The organism is Bradyrhizobium sp. (genome assembly GCF_017881085.1).
In the GTDB taxonomy this organism is placed as follows: domain Bacteria; phylum Pseudomonadota; class Alphaproteobacteria; order Rhizobiales; family Xanthobacteraceae; genus Bradyrhizobium.
In genome coordinates this window covers 1-18,139 of record NZ_JADGRI010000075.1, presented here as the reverse complement: position 1 = coordinate 18,139, position 18,139 = coordinate 1, and the positions used below count along the sequence as shown (strand labels likewise).

Sequence of the window (18,139 nt, the reverse complement as noted above, 5' to 3'; positions counted from 1 at the left end):
CTCTTCCTTCGGGTAGATGTAATTCGACCCGATCATCGAGAACTTCTTGCCGAAGTTCTTGATCAGCCACGGAATGAATTCATCCTGCTGCTGGTTCGGCACGGCTCCGGTATAGATGACGTTCTTCGAGCACTCGCGGCCTTCATACAAGGTCGGGTACCAGTAAAGATTATTCTGCTTCTCCACGACGGGCAGCACGGCCTTGCGGCTGGCTGAGGTGTAGGAGCCGAACACGCTGACGCATTTGTCGCCGGCGACGAGCTTGCGCGCCTTTTCGGCGAAGGTCGCGGGATCGGAAGCCGGGTCTTCGATCACCGGCACAATCTTCATGCCGTTGATGCCGCCCGCTGCATTGATTTCCTCAATCGCCAGGATTGTCGCCTTGTTCAGCGATTCCTCAATGATCGCGGTAGTACCCGTCAGCGAAAACAGCACGCCGACCTTGATCTCTCCGCTCGCTGCGGCGGCAAGATCGGCGTTCTTGATCCAGATATGCGGGAAGCCCGCGCCAGCAAATGCACCAAGTGCCGCGGCATTCTTCAACAACGTCCGTCGCGTAGTTTTCATAACACTCCCCCTGTTGGCTGCCCGCAACTCGAGGCAAGCCTGTTTATCTCGCACTGAGGTGCGTTGGTTCGAACCGAAAAAAAATCCAGATTCCCCCGAGGCCGGCGGGAGCAGACCCGATCCGCGCCGATTCCCGGTCGCCAAAACAAAAAAGCCCGACAGATCCTCGCGGACCTCTCGGGCTTACCTAGCCATGCCGGATCAACATCCTCGGTGATCCGGCGAAAACTGCGATCAGAACTTCCTCGTTCCACCGCAGCTGTAAAAATTAAACATCTTTTGCGCGGTACTGCAAGACCTCATTTGCATGAATGATCGCGGCCGCCATGTCGTCCATCGACAGACGCTTTGCCATCGCCTGGCGGCGGATGCTTTCGTAAGCGTCGGCTTCGCTCAATCCCTGGCCGTCCATCAGGATCGCCTTCGCCTTCTGGATGCGCTGGATGCCCGACAGTTTGCGCTCCAGTTTCCGGATCCGCTTTTCGGTCTCGCGCTTCTCGAGCCAGATGCTGCGCGCGATCGTCAGGTTGGTCAGCAAACCGAAGGGGCGGATCGGGCGCTCGATGACGGCGACCGCGCCTGCTTCCAGCACCAACTGCAGGGTGGTCGGGTCTTCGTAGCCCACGACGGCGATCAGTGTCGGCCGGGTTCCGTCGTTGGACTTCAGAAGCCGCTGAATATCGCTACGGACGTCATGTTCGACGGCCAGCAGCATCACGTCGCAACCATCGGACCAGCATTCGGGGACGGGCCATTGCATTTCCACCATGCAGCCGATGCGGCGAAGATGCTCGACCAGCCTGACGCGTTCGTTGTCCGGGGGGTGAACGACCAGGACGCGAAGACCGCGAAGATCGCGAAGGATTTGGATCGCCACCGCCTGCTCCCCCGCTCAGAACCTCAGTGGCTGACCGTCTGAAGGTCATCGACCGACCAGTCGTCAAGGCTCTGTACGACACAGTAAGGGTCGGGCTTGATCCGAACGCCGGGATTCCAGACTGTCTGGAACCGGCCGAACTTGTCCAGCCGCGCGATCCGCGGCCACAAATAGGTGTGGTTGTTTTCCGGATCGATCCTGACCCTGCCCTGCGGTGCATCGAATTCGGAGTCGCGCAGCTCCTTCAGCACCCGCTCCGGATCGTCGGATCCGCAGCGCGCCAGCGCGCGCATCGCCAGATGAACCTGAAAATAAGCGGCTTCCGCGGCCGCCGGCACCGGCGCATCAGGACCGTATTTGCGCTTGAAGCTTTCCACGAAGCGGCGCGCGGAGGCCGATGACGAGGTCTCGAAGAAGGGCGCGGCCGTGATATGGCCTTCAGCGGCCTCGCGATGCATCTCCGCGACTTCCGCTTCGCTTGTGGTGAGGCTCGCGATCGGCATCTTCGTCGGATCGAAACCGGCCTTCCGATAGGCCTCGTAAAATATCGAGGTGCTGCGCCCGACCACGGTCGAAAAGATGACGTCGGGAGACGTCTTCTTGATCCGGGTGATGACCTCGTCGAAATCCCGCGAATCCGCCTCGAGCGGAACATAGATCTCGTCCAGGATCTCGCCGCGGCCCTGCGCCACGAAATCGGCCATCAGGCGGTTGGATTCGTAAGGATAGATGTAATTCGATCCCACCAGCAGAAAGCGATTGCCGTAGGTGGAAAGCAGGAACCTTGCAAGCTGCAACGAATTCTGGTTCGGCGCAGCCCCCGTGTAGATGCAATGCCGCGAATATTCGAAACCCTCATAGAGCGTCGGATAGAACAGCAAGCCGCGGTGGCTTTCGACAACCGGCAATACTGCCTTGCGGGTGCTCGACATATAGCACCCGAACAACAGCCGTATGCGATCCACCTCGAGCAGACGTTCGGCGAGGCTGCGAAACTGTTTCGGATCGGACGCGGGATCGTAAATGACGGGCTCGATCATGCGATCGAGTACTCCTCCGCTGGAATTGATCTCGTCGATCGCAAGCAGTGTCGCATTGAGCTGTGATTGTTCGACGGCGGAGGTAACTCCGGTCTGGGAGAAAAGCACCCCCACGCGCCATGGGGCGCCGGTATTTTCGCTGAAATTCATGAGCCTGACGTACACCAATTCGTAGTGAGATTTGAGCGACCATACGGCAGATTGCAGGAAACTCAAATCGGCTTGACCGAAACAATCGGTCTCGCCTCGCCGGGTCAGGTATCCGGCGAGGCTTCTGCCTGTATCCGCCAGGCCCGCGGCGGATGTGCTAGACGGCCTTGGTGAGAGCACCGTCGATAATGAGGTTGGTACCGGAAATGCGGCTCGCGACCGGGCTCGCAAGGAAGACCACGCCCGCGGCGACTTCCTGCGGCGTGCCCATGCGCCCGGTCGGATTCAACGACATCGCCGTCTTGTAGAGATCGGGCATGCCCTGCTCGATGTTCTGCCAGATACCTCCCTCGAAATAGGTATTGCCGGGGGACACCACGTTGGCGCGGATGCCCTTGGAGATCAGCTGGTTGCTCAATCCCTTCGAGTAGTGGATCAGCGCCGCCTTGAACGCGCCGTAGGAGCCGGCGGCGAAATCCACCTCGAACCCGGACACGCTGGAGACGATCACGATGGAAGCGGATTTGGATTTTTCCAGATAAGGAAGTGCTGCCGCCACCGAATTGACGGTGTGCATCATGTCGGTTCGAAACGACTTCTCCCAGGTCTCGGGCGTATCGCCGACAGCCAAGGCGCTGACGTTGCAGACGATCGTGTCGATGCCGCCGAGTTCTGCGGCGGCACCTTCGACCCATTGCTTCAACGCCGCGGGGTCGGCGACATCGATCGCCTTGCCCCACGACTTGACGCCCTTCGCAGCGAGCGCCTTCACGACCTTGCCGACCTCGTCGGCGTTGCGCGCGCAGATCGCGACATTGGCGCCTTCCGCCGCGAACAGTTCGGCGATCGCCAGTCCAATGCCCTTGCTCCCGCCGGTCACCAGGACGCTCTTGCCCTTCAATCCGAGATCCATCGTCGCCTCCGTTGCTGATACCGCCTGATGAAGCGGCCTGCCGGCGTTAACGGCGGGCCGTAGCGTCGGTCACATCTTGGTCCAGTCGCCGGCGCCTTCGAACGCCGCGGCGGCGCGGTAGATCACGGGCTCGTCGTAATACTTGCCGATCAACATCAGGCCGACCGGCAGGCCGTTGCTCATTCCGCAGGGAATGGTCATCGCCGGATGACCGCTGGCGTTGAACGGTGCGGTGTTGGGAACCATCTCGAATGCGCGCTGGATATAGAGTTCGCGCGGCGCGTCCGGCGGCGGGATCGGCGTCGCCTTCATCGGCAAGGTCGGCATCAGCAGCAAATCGTAACTGTTCAGCGCCGCGTCATAGGCGGCGCGCAGCTTGCGATTGAGGTTCTGCGCCTTGGAATAAAAATGACCGCGATAGTGCTTGGTGAAATAGTGGCCGACCAGCATCGTTATCTTCAGGCTGTCGGACAATTCGTCGGCACGATGGTGCCAGGCGGAATGCGCGTCCAGCAGCGTCGTGTTGTAGAGGCCACGCCAGTTGGTCCCCATGCCGTTGCCCTTCATCATGAACTCGGTGCCGCCTTCCGCGGCGATCGGCAGCCAGATCGCGGGACCCAGCAGATGCATCGGCACCGATATCTCGTCGACGGTGGCGCCGAGTTTCCTGAACAGCTCGGCACCCGCCATGACCTTGGCATCGACGTCGGGCTCGGAAACCGCAAGTCCGAAACCTTCCTTGACGATGCCGATGCGCATTCCCTTGACGCCGCCGCCGAGCGCTTCGGTGTAATTTGAGACCTTGGGCGCGATCTGCCTGGGATCGAGGCCGTCGGCGCCTGCCAGCACCTCGAGCAGAAGCGCATTGTCTCGGACATTGCGGGTCATCGGCCCGGTGTGGTCGAGCGTGATTTCGATTGGCATGACGCCGGTATAGGGAACGAGGCCGTGAGTTCCCTTCATTCCGTAGATGCCGCAGAACGACGAGGGGATGCGGATCGATCCGCCCTGGTCGCCGCCGATCGCCATATCGGCCTCGCCGAGCGCGACCACGACACCGCTGCCCGAAGACGAGCCGCCGGCCGAATACCCCATCTTGTGGGGATTATGGACCGGACCGGTCGCATTGGTGTGGCTGCCGCCGGAGAAGCAGAAATACTCGCAATGCGTCTTGCCGAGGATGGTGCCGCCGGCGTCAAGGATGCGCGTGACGATGGTGGCGTCCACATCGGGCACGTAGCCTTCGAGCGTCGAGGCGCCATTCATCATGGGCACGCCGGCGAGGCTGACATTGTCCTTCAGCGCGATGGTCTTGCCGGCGAGCTTGCCGCTTGCCGCGCCCTTGACCGTGCTTTTGAAGTACCAGGCGTTGTACTTGTTCTCCTCGCCTTCCGGACGATAGCCGGACGTTCGCGGATAGGTCACGGCCGGGACGTAATCCGGCATGGCATCGATAATGTCATAGGCGGCGTAATTTCCCTGCATCAGGGCGTCGTAGGATTTGAGCTCCTCCTCACCCATATGCATGCCGAGGTCCTCGGCGACGCTGCGCAATTGATCGAGAGTGGGTCGTCTGACTGCCATGGTCTGTCTCCCTGTTATTCGTGCCCGCTGAATCGGGCCTTACGTTGTGATTCCGATAAATTCGCCGACCAGACTTGCATCGGCGAGATCGCCTGGCTGCAACTCCCGGGTGATGGCGCCTTTTTGAATGATGAGAATTCGCCTCGACAGCGCGGCGATGAACTCGAGGTTCTGCTCGACCAGAATCATGGTGAGCCCGCTCTTGTCGCGCAGGCGCTGCAGGACCTCGACGATTTCGTCGATGATCGAGGGCTGGATACCCTCGGTCGGCTCGTCGAGCAAAATGAGCCGCGGTTTGCCGCAAAGGCAGCGTGCGAGCGCGAGGAGCTGTTGCTCGCCGCCCGACAGCGCGCCACCGGACCGATCGAGCAGTGGTTTGAGGCGAGGAAACTCCTCGAGCACTTCCTCGATGGTATCCTGCCCGCTGCCTGTCTCCTTGGTGCAGCCCATGCGCAGATTGTCGTGCACCGAAAGCCCGGGAAAGATCTCCCGCCCCTGCGGCACGTAGCCGAGCCCCAGCCGCGCGCGCTGATAGGGCTCGGCCGCCGTCACGTCGCCACCGTCGAAACGGACGGACCCGCCCGTTGCCGGCAAAAATCCCATCAACGCCTTGAGCAGTGTCGTCTTGCCCATGCCGTTATGACCGAGGATTCCGATGAACTCCCCGATCTTGACGGCAAAACTCACCCCGTTGAGGATCGGAATGCGGCCGTAGCCCGCGCGCAGTCCCTGGACATTGAGCATCATGCGGCCGCCTGCTTGCCGAGATAGACGTCGCGCACCAGCGGGTTACGCAGGATATTCTCCACGGAATCCTCCACCAGCACGCTGCCCTGATTGAACACGGTCACCTGCTTGGCGATCATGCGGATGAACTGCATGTCATGCTCGACGACGATGAGGGCCTTGCTGCGATTGATCTCGCGCACAAGCTCGGCGGTCTTGTTCACTTCTTCATGCGTCATGCCGGCGGCGGGTTCATCGAGCAGAATGAGGTCGGGATCGGTTGACAATACGATGCCCAGTTCAACCCATTGGCGCTGGCCGTGGGCGAGCTGGCCGACCAGGCGGTTTGCCGCGCTCGTGAGCCCGATGCGCTCCAGCATCTCGTCAACCACCGCATTGACGCGATGACGGTTATGGATGCGGCTCGCCGCCAGCCAGATGTTTTCGCGCACGCTCAAGCCGTCGAACACGCTCGGCACCTGGGTCTTGATGCCGATGCCGAGACGCGCGATCTCGTGGGCGTGCGCCTTGGAGATATCGTGGCCGCGGAACAGCACCTGCCCGAGGCTCGGCTGAAGCTGTCCGGTGAGCATCTTGAAGAACGTGCTTTTCCCGGCGCCGTTCGGACCGATCAGGCAGCGCAGTTCACCCTCGGCCAGCGTGAAGTTGACGTTGCGGACCGCCTTGACGCCGCCGAAGTGCATGCTGAGATCACGGGTTTGCAGGAGCGGTTCGGCCATCAACCCTCCTCCGCCTGCTTCGGCTCGAGGCTGGCTGCCGCGACCCGCCGCGTGCGCGCCCGCAGCAGCCATTGTCCGAAGTCGCCAAACGTGGGCACCAACCCCTTCGGCACCAGCAGCACGAACGCAATCAGGATGACGCCAAAAATGAACGGCGCATTCGCCAGCAGCTTCGTCCACCAATCCGAGCCACTGGGCTGGTTCGCCCCGAGCGCCGTCGTCAGCCACTGGATGCCGATGCAACCGATGATCGGGCCGATCAGCGTGCCGCGTCCACCGACGATGACCCAGATGATGATCTGGGCGGACTGCGCCAAGCCGAAAATGGTCGGACTTACGAAATTTCCCCAATTGGCGAACAGGCATCCGGCGAAACCGGCAAGCGCGCCGCCGATGGTGAAGGTCACGAGCTTGTAGGCCCGCGGATCGTAGCCCAGGAGTTCGGCGCGCCGTTCGTTCTCCCGGATGCCGACGATGATGCGGCCGAACCGGCTGGCCAGCAGCAGCCGCAATCCGAAATAGGTCACGAGCAATGCCGCGGTGGAAAGATAGAACATGCCTTCCAGATCGACCGCCGCGGCCTTGTTGCCGGGGTAATTGAGCGCCGGGATTCCCGGAATGCCGTTGAAGCCGCCAAGCCGCGCCGCGCCGATATGGAATTCCGGACCGGCGGTGGAATTGATCGAATTGAACAGGATCAGTGTCACCGTCAGCGTGATGACGCCGAGATAGACATCGCTGATCCGGCCGTAGAACACGAAATAGCCGAGCAACGCGGCGAAGGCTGCCGGTAGCGCGATGGCCAGCAGAAACGGAACCGTGCTTTCGCCGATGTTGAACATGGCGATCGCGTAGGTATAGGCGCCCAATCCAAAGAACGCGGATTGGCCGAAGCAGAGAATGCCGCCGTAACCCCAGATCAGCGCCAGGCTGAGCGACAGCACCGCCATGATCATGTAGACCGTGAGCTCGAGCACGGTATCGAGCTCGGCGAACCGCGGAGTCAGGATCAGGAAGGCGATGCCGACAATGCCGACGAGTCCGAGGCCGAGAATATTCAGCGTACGGGCGTTCACAGGCCTCTCCGGAAAAAGCGGCCGGTGATGCCCTGCGGCAGCAGGCGGATCAGGACGATCGCGGCAGCAAGCAGCGCGACCTCGCCGAACACCGGCGTGGTCAAGAAGGTCGCGATCTGATTGATGGTGCCGAACAACACGGATGCCGAAACCGTTCCCGAGAGGATCGCAGCACCTCCCCCGATCACCGTGATGAAGGATTTCGCCACATAGGCGACGCCGATGGTTGGAAAGACTCCGGAGACCGGCGCCAGCACCGCGCCGGCAAGGCCTGACAGCGCGGCACCGATGCCGAAGGTGACTGCATAGACACGCGGCGGATTCACCCCGAGCGCCGCCGCCATATTGGCATTCTGCATGGTGCCGCGGGCGATTAGACCAAGCCGCGTAAAACGCAGCACCGCGAAGATGCCGGCCATCAAGACCACGGCCACCGCAATGACGAACAGGGTATATCCGCTGGTGCGATAAGCGCCGATCTGGAAACTGCCAAGCGGCGCCGAGATGCCCACCGTGGTGTTGCCGAAGATCGCGGTCGTGAGCCCCACCAGGAAAAGACTGAGGCCCCAGGTCGCGAGCATGGTGTCGACCATGCGGCCGTACAGGAAACGGATGATCGTCATTTCGACGACAATCCCGATGAGGCCGACGACAAGCGGCGCCACCACCAGCATCGCAATCCAGATGTTGACGCCGTTGCTGGTGGCGACGATCGCGGCATACCCGCCGAGCATCAAGAACTCGCCATGGGCGAGATTGATGACCCGCATCATGCCGAAGATGATGGCCAGCCCGACGCTGATCAGCGCCAGGCTGGCAACCGCGTAGAGGACCTGGATCGCCAGCAGAACAACGAAATCCACGTTTACCTTTCCCAACGCATGCGAGATCCAACCGGCCTTCAGATCTTGATCACGTATTGCTGGTTATCGGTCGGGTTCTTGATGAGGTCGCACACCGCGGCGGTGTCCGAAGGCTTCTGCTGCGCGAAGTCTTCCAGCACCTTGAGCTTCTTGTCGCTGACTTCGGCGATGTGAACGTCGAGCACGCAGTGATGGGTCGCCGGATCGATCGTTACCTTGCCGGATGGGGCATCGATGCTGATGCCGGTTTCCAGCGCCTCGATGACTTTCATGCGGTCGATGCTCTTCGCCTTCTTGACCCCCTCGGCCCATAGCTGGAATCCCTGGTAGGTTCCCATGGCGAGTTCGGTGACGTTCGGGTAGTCGGCCCCGAACCGCTTGTGGAAGGCGGTGACGAAGGCCTCGTTGGTCTTGTTCTTTAAATCCTGGAAGTAATTGTAGCAGACCAGCATGCCGTTGCATTCGTCGGGCGACAGCACGATGTGCTCATTGCCCACGGCGAAGGTGGTCGACGCCATCGGGATGCTCTTGCGCATGCCGGCCGCCGCCCATTGGCGATAGAACGAGATGTGAGCGCCGCCGACCAGCGCGGACCACACGAAATCCGGCTTCGCGGCCTGGATCTTGGAGATGGTCGGACCGAAATTGGTGACATCGAGCGGGAAGAAGTCGATCGATGACACCTCGCCGCCGTTTTCGGTGACGTATTTCTTCACCCATTGCGACGTGATCTGGCCGTAATTGTAATCGGCCGCGACGACATAGACCTTCTTGCCCCACTTCTTCATGGCATGGGGCACGAGCTTTTCCACGGTCTGCGCCGGCGTCACGCCGGTGTCGAACTGGTTGCGGTCGCAGACGCCGCCCTCGTATTGCGTATTGTAGAAATACAGCGTCTTGAACTTGTCGAGCACCGGCCGGATCACCTCGCGCGAGGCGGAGGTGATGCCGCCATGCACCACGGCGACCTTGTCCTTCAGCGCCGCCTGCTGCGCGAACTGCGTGTAGAGCTGCATGTTCGACTGGGTGTCGTAGTTGATCAGCTTGATCTGCCGTCCAAGCAGGCCGCCGGCGGCGTTGGCCTCTTCGACGGCGAGCGTCAGCGCATCGACCATCGGCTTGCCGTAGATGTCGAGTCCGCCCGACAGATCGTGGATGCTGGCAACGTTGATCGGTTCGTCCGCCGCCCAAGCGCTGGAACCGAACATGCCGGCGGCAACGGTAGCGGCCGTCCCCTGTACGAATTTTCTGCGATTGACCTTCATTGCAGTACTCCTCCTCGAGGTTGCCGGAAAATCATGAGACCAGATACTTTTTCAAAATCGACGCACCCATTGTGTATTTCGGATCGACCATGTTCCCGAGCCGGATGCGTCCGGCCTGGCTGAGCAGCATGTAGGCGTCGATCTCGTCGAAGCCGTAGTCGGCGGCCATCCAGCGCACCAGTTCGCGATAGGCGATCCGTGCCGCATCTTCCAGCGGCCGCGCGCTGCCGATCGTCATCAGAAACGCCTCCGTCTCGAGCCGCGGCCAGGCAAAGCTCCAGTTCTTGATGACGTCGATCTGCAGCGTGACCGTAGCGCGTTGTTCGACCGCGACCCCCGACAGCTCGCCGTCGCCCTGCGCGGCATGGCAATCACCGACGTAGAGCAGGCCGCCTTTGGTATGCACCGGAAAATACAGAATCGAGCCCGGAGCGACGTCGGGCAGATCCATGTTGCCGCCGTGATAGTCCGGCTGCAGCGAGGAGATCGCCTCGATCTCCGGCGAAACCCCGATAGTGCCGATGAACGGCTGATAGGGAAGAATGATCTTGTCGCTCCAGCGCACGCCATCCTTGTCGACATGCATTTTCCGTACCCGTTCCGGCAAGGGCGGATTGAGCATGGCGGTCGACGCCGTCCCGACCAGGCCGCCGAATTCCGGGATGATGCAGGTGGTGCCGGCGGGCTGCGCGCCCCGCGTCTCCACTGCATGAATCTGCACCACCAGACAATCGCCCTTCTCCACGCCGTTCACGGCAACAGGACCGCATTGCGGATTGAGAAAGGGAAACTGCAATTTGGCGGTCGGGCTGTCCTGCTCGCTGGTGATGACGCCGCCAAAGGCATCCTCCGTCTCCACCACGACGACGTCGCCGGGATCGACTGTGAGGACAGGCTTGGCATAGGGCCCGTAGACGTAATGGAAGTCGCCCTGCCTGGCGATGGAGAGCTCGTGGCGCTTTCCCGCCTCGCCCTTGGCAAGGCCGCGCTTCGCCATGATCGAGGATTTGAACCAGGGATCGTTGATCATCGCAGTATCCTCAAATCGTCAACGCGTGAGTTCAAAGCCGTGCAAATTCCGTACCGGCATCAGATGACAGCCTCATTGCGCTCTAGTCCAGTTTCCAGTCGCCGCTGGCTTCGACCGCCGCGGCAAGCTGTATCAAGGTCGTTTCCTCGAAATGGCGACCGACCATCATCAGACCGACCGGCAAGCCGTTGACACGTCCGCATGGCACGGTGAAGGCAGGATGTCCCGATACGTCGAACGAGCAGGTATTGGCCTGCATGTTGAGCGCCGTGTCAATCAGGGTGCCCAGCGGGGCATCGGCCGGCGGTATCGGCGTTGCCGTGAATGGAATCGTCGGCATCGCCAGCACGTCGAATCTTTCCAGCGCCGCATCGTAGGCGCGGCGCAGCAGCACCCGCAGGTTTTGCGCCTTCGAATGATAGCGGCCGTGATAGTTGCGATGCATGTATTCGCCGAGCATCAGCACCAGCTTCACGGTCGGCGAGACGTCGTTGATCCGCGTTCCCATGCCGCGGGCAAAGGCTTCCTGCATCGAAAGCGGATAGTAGCCCTGGACATTGTTGCCGACGCCGTATCCCTTCAGCATCATCTCGGCCGCGCCTTCCAGGATAATGCCACTCCAGACATGCGGCCCATCGAGATGCCACGGCACCGAAATTTCTTCGGCTTCGACGCCGGCTTTTTTCAAGGCCGCGATCGCCGCGCGCACCTTGGCATCGACAGCGGAATCGCTTTCAGGATGACCAAATCCTTCACGCAGGATACCGACGCGCAATCCCTTTGCCGGCTTGCCGATGGCAGCCATGTAGTCGCCGGTGCGCGCCGCGATCGTTCGCGTGTCCCAGCCATCATGACCCGCGATCACCGTGAGCAATCGAGCGACGTCCTCGACCGACGCCCCCATCGGACCGCAATGATCGACGGAATAGCTGATCGGCATCGACCCCGTGGTCGGCACCAGCCCCCATGTCGGCTTCAAGCCATAAATTCCGCACCAGCTTGACGGCGTGCGGATCGATCCGCCCTGGTCTCCGCCGAGCGCCATCGGCACCTCGCCGGCCGCCACCAGCGCCGCACTTCCACCCGACGAGCCGCCGGCACTGTGCGCGGGATTGTGCGGATTGCGGATGATGCCGCCTGCGCATGTATGGCTTGCGCCGGAGAAACAGAGATCCTCGCAGGCCGCCTTGCCCGCGATGGTGCCGCCGGCTTCGAGGATGCGCGTCACCACAGTCGCGTCGATCTCCGGGACATAGCCTTCGAGCAGCGCCGAGCCGTTCATCATGGGAACGCCGGCGACGCAGATGTTGTCCTTGATCGCAACTTTCTTGCCGCTCAGCAGTCCATTCGCGCCACTATGGATATCCGTCTTCCAGTACCAGGCGCCGTAAGGGTTTTCCGACGCCGCAGGCCGGTATCCCGGCGACCGCGGCGCCACCGGCGCCAATGTGGGCGGGACCAATTCGTCAAGCCGGCCATACGAAGCCAGCGATCCCTTGAAAGCCTGTTGAAAGGCTGCAATTTCGTCAGCGTTGAGAACGAGGCCGAAATCGGATCCAAGGTCTTCGATTTGCTCCAATGTCGGAAGCCGAACCGGCATGCTTCACCCTCTTGTCGCCGCCTGGAAGCCAAACGCAAAAAGCCATCCGTGACCCGAACAGGTCTCGAATGGCATCAACGCCGCTGCTATCAATGGTCGCGTAGGATTACGTTGCAGAACGAAACTTTGGAAGTCGCCACTCAGACGTCATCGGCTGCGCGAGAACTCTTTCGCAATGCACGTATTTACGTACCATTTGATTGTGTCTTAGCGTCGCCAGTCTTGTCAATGCGATGCCGGCACCTTTTTTAAGCGCCGGAAGCACAAATGACGCGCAGCACTGCTCGATGATACAACGTGACAGATCGGGTTACTTGAGATGAGATCATTGCCGCGCAACGCCTGAGTACCCGATGAAAAAGCCATCCATCCCTCTCGGCCTCGTGTTCTCCCAATCGGGACCTTACGCCATGATGGCGGGCGAGATGCGAAAGAGCGCGCTGATGGCGATCGACGAAATCAATCAGAGCGATCAATTCGATTTCGTATTCGCGCCGCGGCTGCGTGATCCCGCGGGCGTCGTCGCCGCCTATCACTCGGCATGCGACGAGCTCATTCGTGGAGAGCACGTCGACCATATCGTCGGCTGTTACACCTCGGCGTCGCGCAAGCAGGTCATTCCCATTGTCGAGCGCACCGAACGATTGCTCTGGCATCCGGCGCGATATGAGGGGTTCGAAAGCAGCGATAATGTCATTTACGTCGGAGCCGCGCCGAACCAGCACGTCGTGCCGCTGGTGCTGCACATGCTGGATCATATCTCCGGCGAAGTGTTCTGCATTGGATCCAACTATGTCTGGACCTGGGAAACCAACCGGGTCGTTCGCGAGATCGTAACCAGCGCGGGCGGCCGCGTCCTTGCCGAACGCCTGCTCGAGCTCGGCGAAACCGCCGTCGATCACATCGTCAAGGAGATCATCGAGCGAAAGCCGCCGGTGGTGTTCAACACGCTGGTCGGCGAATCCAGCTACTCATTCATGCGCGCGCTGCATCAGGCGGCCACGCGCGCCAACCTCACAATCCCGATGCTGAGCTGCAGCCTGTGCGAGCCGGAACTCAAGCTGATCGGCTCGTCCGCCTCCGTCGGATGCATCACCTCATCGGCTTATTTCGAGAGCATCGATGGCGCGGAAAACCGCGCTTTTGTCGCGCGCTGGAAGACTCGCCACGGCGCCGACAGTAACCTGTCGGTCGATGCCCTCTCGACCTATGTTTGCGTCATGCTGCTGGCCCGCGCGATCCGGCGCGCAGGCTCGGCCGATGTCGGCGCGGTCCGCCGGGCTGCGGCAAATCATCGCTACGACTCGCCGCAAGGCCCGATCTGGGTCGATCCCGACAACAATCACTGCTTCCTGACGCCCCGGCTGGCACGCTCGGTGCCTGGATGCCAGTTCGATATCTTCTGGGAAGCCGATGCTCCCGAGCGGCCCGACCCCTATCTTTCGAACCTCGATCTCGCAGCGATTGGCACAAGGCCGGAAAAGAGCAATGATACGATGACGAGGCAGTCAACCCATCTGCGTGTCGTGAAATGACAAGGCCATCGCCTTTCTCGGTCCGCGGCCGTCGCGCTCTCATGGTGATGAGGGACGAACGCGAAATCTCGATTGTCCGCCGCCAGCTCAACCGCCTGGGCATGACGATTTCCGAGCATGACCCGAACGAGGCGTCCCCGCCGGACGAAGCCGTCGACGTTATCGTGCTGGATGCCGACACCATTCCGATCAAGTCCGATCTGGCCGCGGCATGGAAAACCCGCGCGCCGATCGTCGCGCTGATTGGGACCGAGACGCCGAGCCGGTTGAAGTGGCTGCTGGACCTGCAGCCGGCTTCCTTTCTGGTCAAGCCGCTGCGCTCGGCGGGACTTTACACCGCGCTGGTGGTCGCGTTCGATTCCGCACAGCGAAGAATTGACGACGCCGCCCGCATCGAAAGACTGGAAGACCGCATTCGCTCCCGGCGGGTTGTTTTCGCGGCCGTGCTGCAGACCATGCGCGGTCACGGTCTCTCCGAGGCGGACGCGTTTACTCTGATCCGCCAGACGGCCATGCGGCATCGCACCACCGTCGAGCAATTGAGCGCCGAGATCGTGGCGATCGGCGGCATGCCAAATCGCACGCGAACCGCGTAGCCGGACCTGAACGCTAACCGAGATCGTCGACACGTTGCACGCCGGCCGCAGCCATCTCGGCCGCGGCGGCATCGAGCGACCCCGCCAGATCGATGGCCCGGCATCCAGCTTCGATCAGCACGACATCAAAACCGAGCCGGCGCGCGTCCACGGCGGAGTAAAACACGCAAAAATCGGTGGCGAGCCCGGCCAGGAAAATTCGCCGCAGGCCGCGTTCGCGCAAATAGCCGGCCAGCCCCGTGGGCGTGCGTCGATCGTTCTCATAGAACGCCGAGTAGGAATCGATTTCGCTGCGGAATCCCTTGCGGATCACCAGTTCCGCCCGCTCCGTCTTCAAATGCGGATGAAATGCCGCTCCTTCCGTGCCCTGGACGCAATGATCCGGCCAGAGGGTTTGCTGTCCATAGGGCATGCTGATGGTTTCGAAAGGCGCCGAGCCCGGATGTGAACTGGCGAACGAACTGTGGCCTGCCGGATGCCAGTCCTGGGTCAGCACGACATGACCGAAGCGCTCGGCGACGCGGTTGATGACCGGCACCACGGCATCGCCGTCGGCGACCGCGAGCGCGCCGCTGGGGCAGAAATCGTTCTGCACATCGATGACCAGCAGCACATCGTCGTCGCGAACCTGCATTTTGCACCTGCGATAGAATTGACCCCGTCAAACTCTAGCTCAAAGCAAGGGTCCCGCCAGCGGGATTTGCGCTGCCGGACTGCCACAAGCCACTGGTTGCACGGCTTCCGGCGGGCTAAAGTTCTGGGCATGGCAGTTACAGACATTGCGAGCAGAACCTACAATCACGGCTGGCGGCTTGATCCGATCGTGCGCAGCCTGCTCGACACCGATTTCTACAAGCTATTGATGCTGCAGATGATTCGGGAGTTCTACCCGAGCCAGCAGGTCACCTTTTCGGTCATCAATCGCAGCCGGCATGTGCGGCTGGCCGAGATCATCGACGAGGCGGAGCTGCGCGCCCAGCTCGATCATGCGCGCACCATCCGGTTCAGCAAGAAGGAATTGATATGGCTTGCCGGCAATACGTTTTACGGCAAGACCCAGATGTTCTCGCCAGACTTCATCAACTGGCTCGCGGCCTTCCGCCTCCCCGAATACGAGCTTAACAAGGTCGATGGCCAATACGAGTTGCATTTCCACGGACCGTGGATGCACACCACGATGTGGGAGATCCCGGCGCTCGCCATTCTTAATGAGTTGCGCTCGCGCCAGGCGATGAAGGGACAGGGCCGCTTCGTCCTCGATGTTCTCTATGCGAGGGCAAAGGCCAAGCTATGGAGCAAGGTCGAGCGGCTGCGCAAGCTGGACGGCTTGCGGCTTTCCGATTTCGGAACACGGCGGCGCCATGGCTTCCTGTGGCAGCGCTGGTGCGTCGAGGCGGTGAAGGAAGGCCTTGGACCGTCCTTCACCGGCACCTCCAACGTCTTGCTGGCGATGGACAACGATCTCGAGGCGATCGGGACCAACGCCCATGAATTGCCGATGGTCGCCGCGGCGCTGGCGAATGACGATGACGAACTACGCTGGGCGCCGTATCGCATCCTCGATCAGTGGCGCCATACCTATGGCGGCAACCTTCTGATCGCCCTTCCCGACGCCTTCGGCACCAAGGCATTCCTGCGCGATGCGCCGGAATGGGTGGCGGATTGGACCGGCTTTCGGCCCGACAGCGCGCCGCCGATCCCGGCGGGCGAAGAGATCATCAAATGGTGGAAGCAAAAGGGCCTCGACCCCAAGACGAAGCTGCTGGTGTTTTCGGACGCCATGGATGTCGGATCGATCGAAGAGACCTACCGCCATTTTGCCGGCCGGGTCAGGATAAGCTTCGGCTGGGGCACCAACCTGACCAATGATTTCGTCGGATGCGCGCCGGACGGCTCGGTCGATCTCGATCCGATCTCGATCGTCTGCAAGGTGACGTCGGTCGATGGCAGACCGGCCGTGAAGCTTGCGGACAATCCGGAAAAAGCCACGGGCGTTCCCTCCGAAGTCGAGCGCTATTTGCGCGTCTTCGGCAATGCAGGCCGGGTTCGCAGTGCAGTGCATGTCTGAAGGCACGGCCTGACCGGCTTGAGCGTCTTCGCAAGTGACGACATCGCACCTTGAGGAACCGAGGTCATTCAAACAAAAGGCCCCCTTGCGGGGGCCTTTTCTCTTAGACGGCGTCCTTGGCGGCTTTGACCGGCCTGGCCCGTACGATTTTCCGGGCCGGCTTGGCCTTGAACATCATCTCTTCGCCCGTGAACGGGTTGGTGCCTTTCCTCGCCTTGGTCGCCGGCTTCTTCACGACGACGAACTTTGCAAAGCCAGGCACGAGAAAGAGCCCGTTCTTCTTCAGTTCCTTGTGACCGACATCGGTCAACGTATCCATGACGTTCTTGACGTCGCGCTTGGAGAGCTCGGTGGTGGTCGCAATTTTCTCAATCAACTGCGACTTGGACATTTGGGTAGCCATTGTGTCTCCTCTGATTCGTGGCGAGGCGATATTAGACCAACGCGCGGGAACGTAGAGCTTTCTGCACAGATTTGTTGGATTTTCCCGGGAAAAACAGCCCTTTTCGAACAAATGATGCCGTCCACTGCGGCTTTTCGGGCACAACCGCCGTCTGGCCCGGCCTTTTCCGCCGGCATCTCCCGGAGATTGATGCAAACGATCGCGGCCGTTCATTCGTACACATTCATTTGTATACCAATGAATAATCCGGCTTGATCCCGCCGTTAAGGCGCAGGCAAGATGCTTTCAAGACCCGCGAAAGCGTTGAACAAGAAGGAAAAACCCATGGCCCACGACGAACCCCAGGCAGCCGGTCCGACCAAGCTCGTGATCCGCAATATCGGGCTGCTGCTGAGCGGCGCCATGGAGAAGCCGATCCTCGACGCCGACACCATCGTGGCCGAGAACGGCAAGATCACGGGCATCGGCCGCGCCAAGGATATCGACGCCGAAGGCGCCACGACACTCATCGATGCCAACGGCACAACGGTTGCGCCCGGCCTGATCGACAGCCACGTGCATCCCGTCGCCGGCGACTGGACCCCGCGGCAAAACCAGATCGGCTGGATCGACAGCTTTCTGCACGGCGGCGTCACCACCATGATCTCGGCGGGCGAGGTTCACATGCCCGGCCGCCCCCGCGACGTCGTCGGCCTCAAGGCGATGGCGATCTTCGCCCAGCGCGCGTTCTGGACCCTGCGTCCCGGCGGCGTGAAGGTTCACGCCGGCGCGCCCGTCATCGAAACCGAGATGGTCGAGGAAGATTTCAAGGAACTCGCCGCGGCCGGCGTCAAGCTGCTCGGCGAAGTCGGCCTCGGCGGCGTCAAGGACGGTCCCACCGCGCGCAAGATGGTGGGATGGGCGCGCAAATACGGTATCCAGAGCACGATCCACACCGGCGGCCCGTCGATCCCCGGCTCGGGCCTGATCGACAAGGACGTGGTGCTGGAAGCCGATACCGATGTGATCGGCCACATCAATGGCGGCCACACCGCGCTGCCCGACGACCAGATCCGCTGCATCTGCGAGGGCTGCAAGCGCGGCCTCGAACTGGTTCACAACGGCAA

The 18,139-nt window shown here is 61.4% G+C and carries 18 protein-coding genes; 4 read left to right on the top strand and 14 right to left on the bottom strand.

The annotated features are described in order from the left end of the window. From QZ213_RS09810 to QZ213_RS09755, 12 genes are all read right to left on the bottom strand, one after another. The coding region (locus QZ213_RS09810; RefSeq protein ID WP_291685870.1) for a transporter substrate-binding protein at window positions 1–567 on the bottom strand (567 nt) is incomplete at its 3' end. Window positions 568–835: 268 nt separating this feature from the next. Next, complete coding sequence (locus QZ213_RS09805) at window positions 836–1,444, bottom strand: ANTAR domain-containing protein (RefSeq protein ID WP_291685869.1); 609 nt, start codon at window positions 1,442–1,444, stop codon at window positions 836–838. A 23-nt stretch (window positions 1,445–1,467) separates the two neighbouring features. Next, window positions 1,468–2,634, bottom strand: a complete 1,167-nt coding sequence (locus QZ213_RS09800; protein WP_291685868.1) for a transporter substrate-binding domain-containing protein — start codon at window positions 2,632–2,634, stop codon at window positions 1,468–1,470. Between the two features lie 157 nt (window positions 2,635–2,791). Continuing rightward, window positions 2,792–3,547, bottom strand: coding sequence for an SDR family NAD(P)-dependent oxidoreductase (locus QZ213_RS09795; protein ID WP_291685867.1), 756 nt, complete (start codon window positions 3,545–3,547; stop codon window positions 2,792–2,794). A gap of 69 nt (window positions 3,548–3,616) precedes the next feature. Beyond that, a complete protein-coding gene (locus tag QZ213_RS09790; RefSeq protein WP_291685866.1) occupies window positions 3,617–5,131 on the bottom strand; it encodes an amidase in 1,515 nt (504 codons plus the stop codon). 39 nt (window positions 5,132–5,170) lie between these two features. Continuing rightward, window positions 5,171–5,878: an ABC transporter ATP-binding protein gene (locus QZ213_RS09785; RefSeq protein ID WP_291685865.1), complete on the bottom strand. Its 708-nt coding sequence runs from the start codon at window positions 5,876–5,878 to the stop codon at window positions 5,171–5,173. Continuing rightward, on the bottom strand, window positions 5,875–6,597 hold the full coding sequence (locus tag QZ213_RS09780) for an ATP-binding cassette domain-containing protein (protein ID WP_291685864.1): 723 nt from the start codon (window positions 6,595–6,597) through the stop codon (window positions 5,875–5,877). Before QZ213_RS09780 ends, QZ213_RS09785 begins: the two co-directional genes overlap by 4 nt. Further along, entirely contained in the window at window positions 6,597–7,673 is a 1,077-nt protein-coding gene (locus tag QZ213_RS09775) for a branched-chain amino acid ABC transporter permease (protein ID WP_291685863.1), read from the bottom strand. Before QZ213_RS09775 ends, QZ213_RS09780 begins: the two co-directional genes overlap by 1 nt. Next, the gene (locus QZ213_RS09770; protein ID WP_291685862.1) at window positions 7,670–8,536 is read right to left on the bottom strand and encodes a branched-chain amino acid ABC transporter permease; all 867 of its coding nucleotides are present in this window, start codon (window positions 8,534–8,536) and stop codon (window positions 7,670–7,672) included. Before QZ213_RS09770 ends, QZ213_RS09775 begins: the two co-directional genes overlap by 4 nt. Window positions 8,537–8,574: 38 nt before the next feature. Continuing rightward, window positions 8,575–9,801 carry an ABC transporter substrate-binding protein gene (locus QZ213_RS09765; protein ID WP_291685861.1) on the bottom strand — a complete coding sequence of 409 codons (1,227 nt, stop codon included), beginning with the start codon at window positions 9,799–9,801 and terminating at the stop codon, window positions 8,575–8,577. A gap of 31 nt (window positions 9,802–9,832) precedes the next feature. Then, window positions 9,833–10,831 carry an acetamidase/formamidase family protein gene (locus QZ213_RS09760; protein ID WP_291685860.1) on the bottom strand — a complete coding sequence of 333 codons (999 nt, stop codon included), beginning with the start codon at window positions 10,829–10,831 and terminating at the stop codon, window positions 9,833–9,835. An 82-nt stretch (window positions 10,832–10,913) separates the two neighbouring features. Next, window positions 10,914–12,431, bottom strand: a complete 1,518-nt coding sequence (locus QZ213_RS09755) for an amidase (RefSeq protein ID WP_291685859.1) — start codon at window positions 12,429–12,431, stop codon at window positions 10,914–10,916. 353 nt (window positions 12,432–12,784) lie between these two features. On the opposite strand from QZ213_RS09755, the gene QZ213_RS09750 reads away from it, so the two are divergent. Beyond that, window positions 12,785–13,966: a transporter substrate-binding domain-containing protein gene (locus tag QZ213_RS09750; RefSeq protein ID WP_291685858.1), complete on the top strand. Its 1,182-nt coding sequence runs from the start codon at window positions 12,785–12,787 to the stop codon at window positions 13,964–13,966. A gap of 41 nt (window positions 13,967–14,007) precedes the next feature. Continuing rightward, window positions 14,008–14,562: an ANTAR domain-containing protein gene (locus QZ213_RS09745; protein ID WP_291685857.1), complete on the top strand. Its 555-nt coding sequence runs from the start codon at window positions 14,008–14,010 to the stop codon at window positions 14,560–14,562. A 13-nt stretch (window positions 14,563–14,575) separates the two neighbouring features. On the opposite strand, the gene pncA is transcribed toward QZ213_RS09745, so the two are convergent. Beyond that, window positions 14,576–15,196, bottom strand: a complete 621-nt coding sequence (gene pncA / locus QZ213_RS09740) for a bifunctional nicotinamidase/pyrazinamidase (protein WP_291685856.1) — start codon at window positions 15,194–15,196, stop codon at window positions 14,576–14,578. A gap of 129 nt (window positions 15,197–15,325) precedes the next feature. On the opposite strand from pncA, the gene pncB reads away from it, so the two are divergent. Continuing rightward, window positions 15,326–16,630, top strand: a complete 1,305-nt coding sequence (gene pncB / locus QZ213_RS09735) for a nicotinate phosphoribosyltransferase (RefSeq protein ID WP_291685855.1) — start codon at window positions 15,326–15,328, stop codon at window positions 16,628–16,630. Window positions 16,631–16,733: 103 nt separating this feature from the next. Here the strand turns inward: pncB and QZ213_RS09730 are convergent, their stop codons facing one another. After that, window positions 16,734–17,033 (bottom strand): HU family DNA-binding protein, encoded by a 300-nt coding sequence (locus tag QZ213_RS09730; RefSeq protein WP_079572537.1) that lies wholly within the window; start codon window positions 17,031–17,033, stop codon window positions 16,734–16,736. A 324-nt stretch (window positions 17,034–17,357) separates the two neighbouring features. On the opposite strand from QZ213_RS09730, the gene QZ213_RS09725 reads away from it, so the two are divergent. Next, window positions 17,358–18,139, top strand: a 782-nt coding sequence (locus QZ213_RS09725) for an Enamidase (protein WP_291685854.1), incomplete at its 3' end; no start/stop codon positions are given.

What these genes read in the sequence shown, in the direction of transcription:
- QZ213_RS09755 (WP_291685859.1), bottom strand. Translation starts at nt 12,431, where the DNA reads ATGCCGGTTCGGCTTCCGACATTGGAGCAAATCGAAGACCTTGGATCC.
- QZ213_RS09765 (WP_291685861.1), bottom strand. Translation starts at nt 9,801, where the DNA reads ATGAAGGTCAATCGCAGAAAATTCGTACAGGGGACGGCCGCTACCGTT.
- QZ213_RS09780 (WP_291685864.1), bottom strand. Translation starts at nt 6,597, where the DNA reads ATGGCCGAACCGCTCCTGCAAACCCGTGATCTCAGCATGCACTTCGGC.
- QZ213_RS09730 (WP_079572537.1), bottom strand. Translation starts at nt 17,033, where the DNA reads ATGGCTACCCAAATGTCCAAGTCGCAGTTGATTGAGAAAATTGCGACC.
- QZ213_RS09785 (WP_291685865.1), bottom strand. Translation starts at nt 5,878, where the DNA reads ATGATGCTCAATGTCCAGGGACTGCGCGCGGGCTACGGCCGCATTCCG.
- pncB (WP_291685855.1), top strand. Translation starts at nt 15,326, where the DNA reads ATGGCAGTTACAGACATTGCGAGCAGAACCTACAATCACGGCTGGCGG.
- pncA (WP_291685856.1), bottom strand. Translation starts at nt 15,196, where the DNA reads ATGCAGGTTCGCGACGACGATGTGCTGCTGGTCATCGATGTGCAGAAC.
- QZ213_RS09745 (WP_291685857.1), top strand. Translation starts at nt 14,008, where the DNA reads ATGGTGATGAGGGACGAACGCGAAATCTCGATTGTCCGCCGCCAGCTC.
- QZ213_RS09750 (WP_291685858.1), top strand. Translation starts at nt 12,785, where the DNA reads ATGAAAAAGCCATCCATCCCTCTCGGCCTCGTGTTCTCCCAATCGGGA.
- QZ213_RS09800 (WP_291685868.1), bottom strand. Translation starts at nt 2,634, where the DNA reads ATGAATTTCAGCGAAAATACCGGCGCCCCATGGCGCGTGGGGGTGCTT.
- QZ213_RS09760 (WP_291685860.1), bottom strand. Translation starts at nt 10,831, where the DNA reads ATGATCAACGATCCCTGGTTCAAATCCTCGATCATGGCGAAGCGCGGC.
- QZ213_RS09790 (WP_291685866.1), bottom strand. Translation starts at nt 5,131, where the DNA reads ATGGCAGTCAGACGACCCACTCTCGATCAATTGCGCAGCGTCGCCGAG.
- QZ213_RS09795 (WP_291685867.1), bottom strand. Translation starts at nt 3,547, where the DNA reads ATGGATCTCGGATTGAAGGGCAAGAGCGTCCTGGTGACCGGCGGGAGC.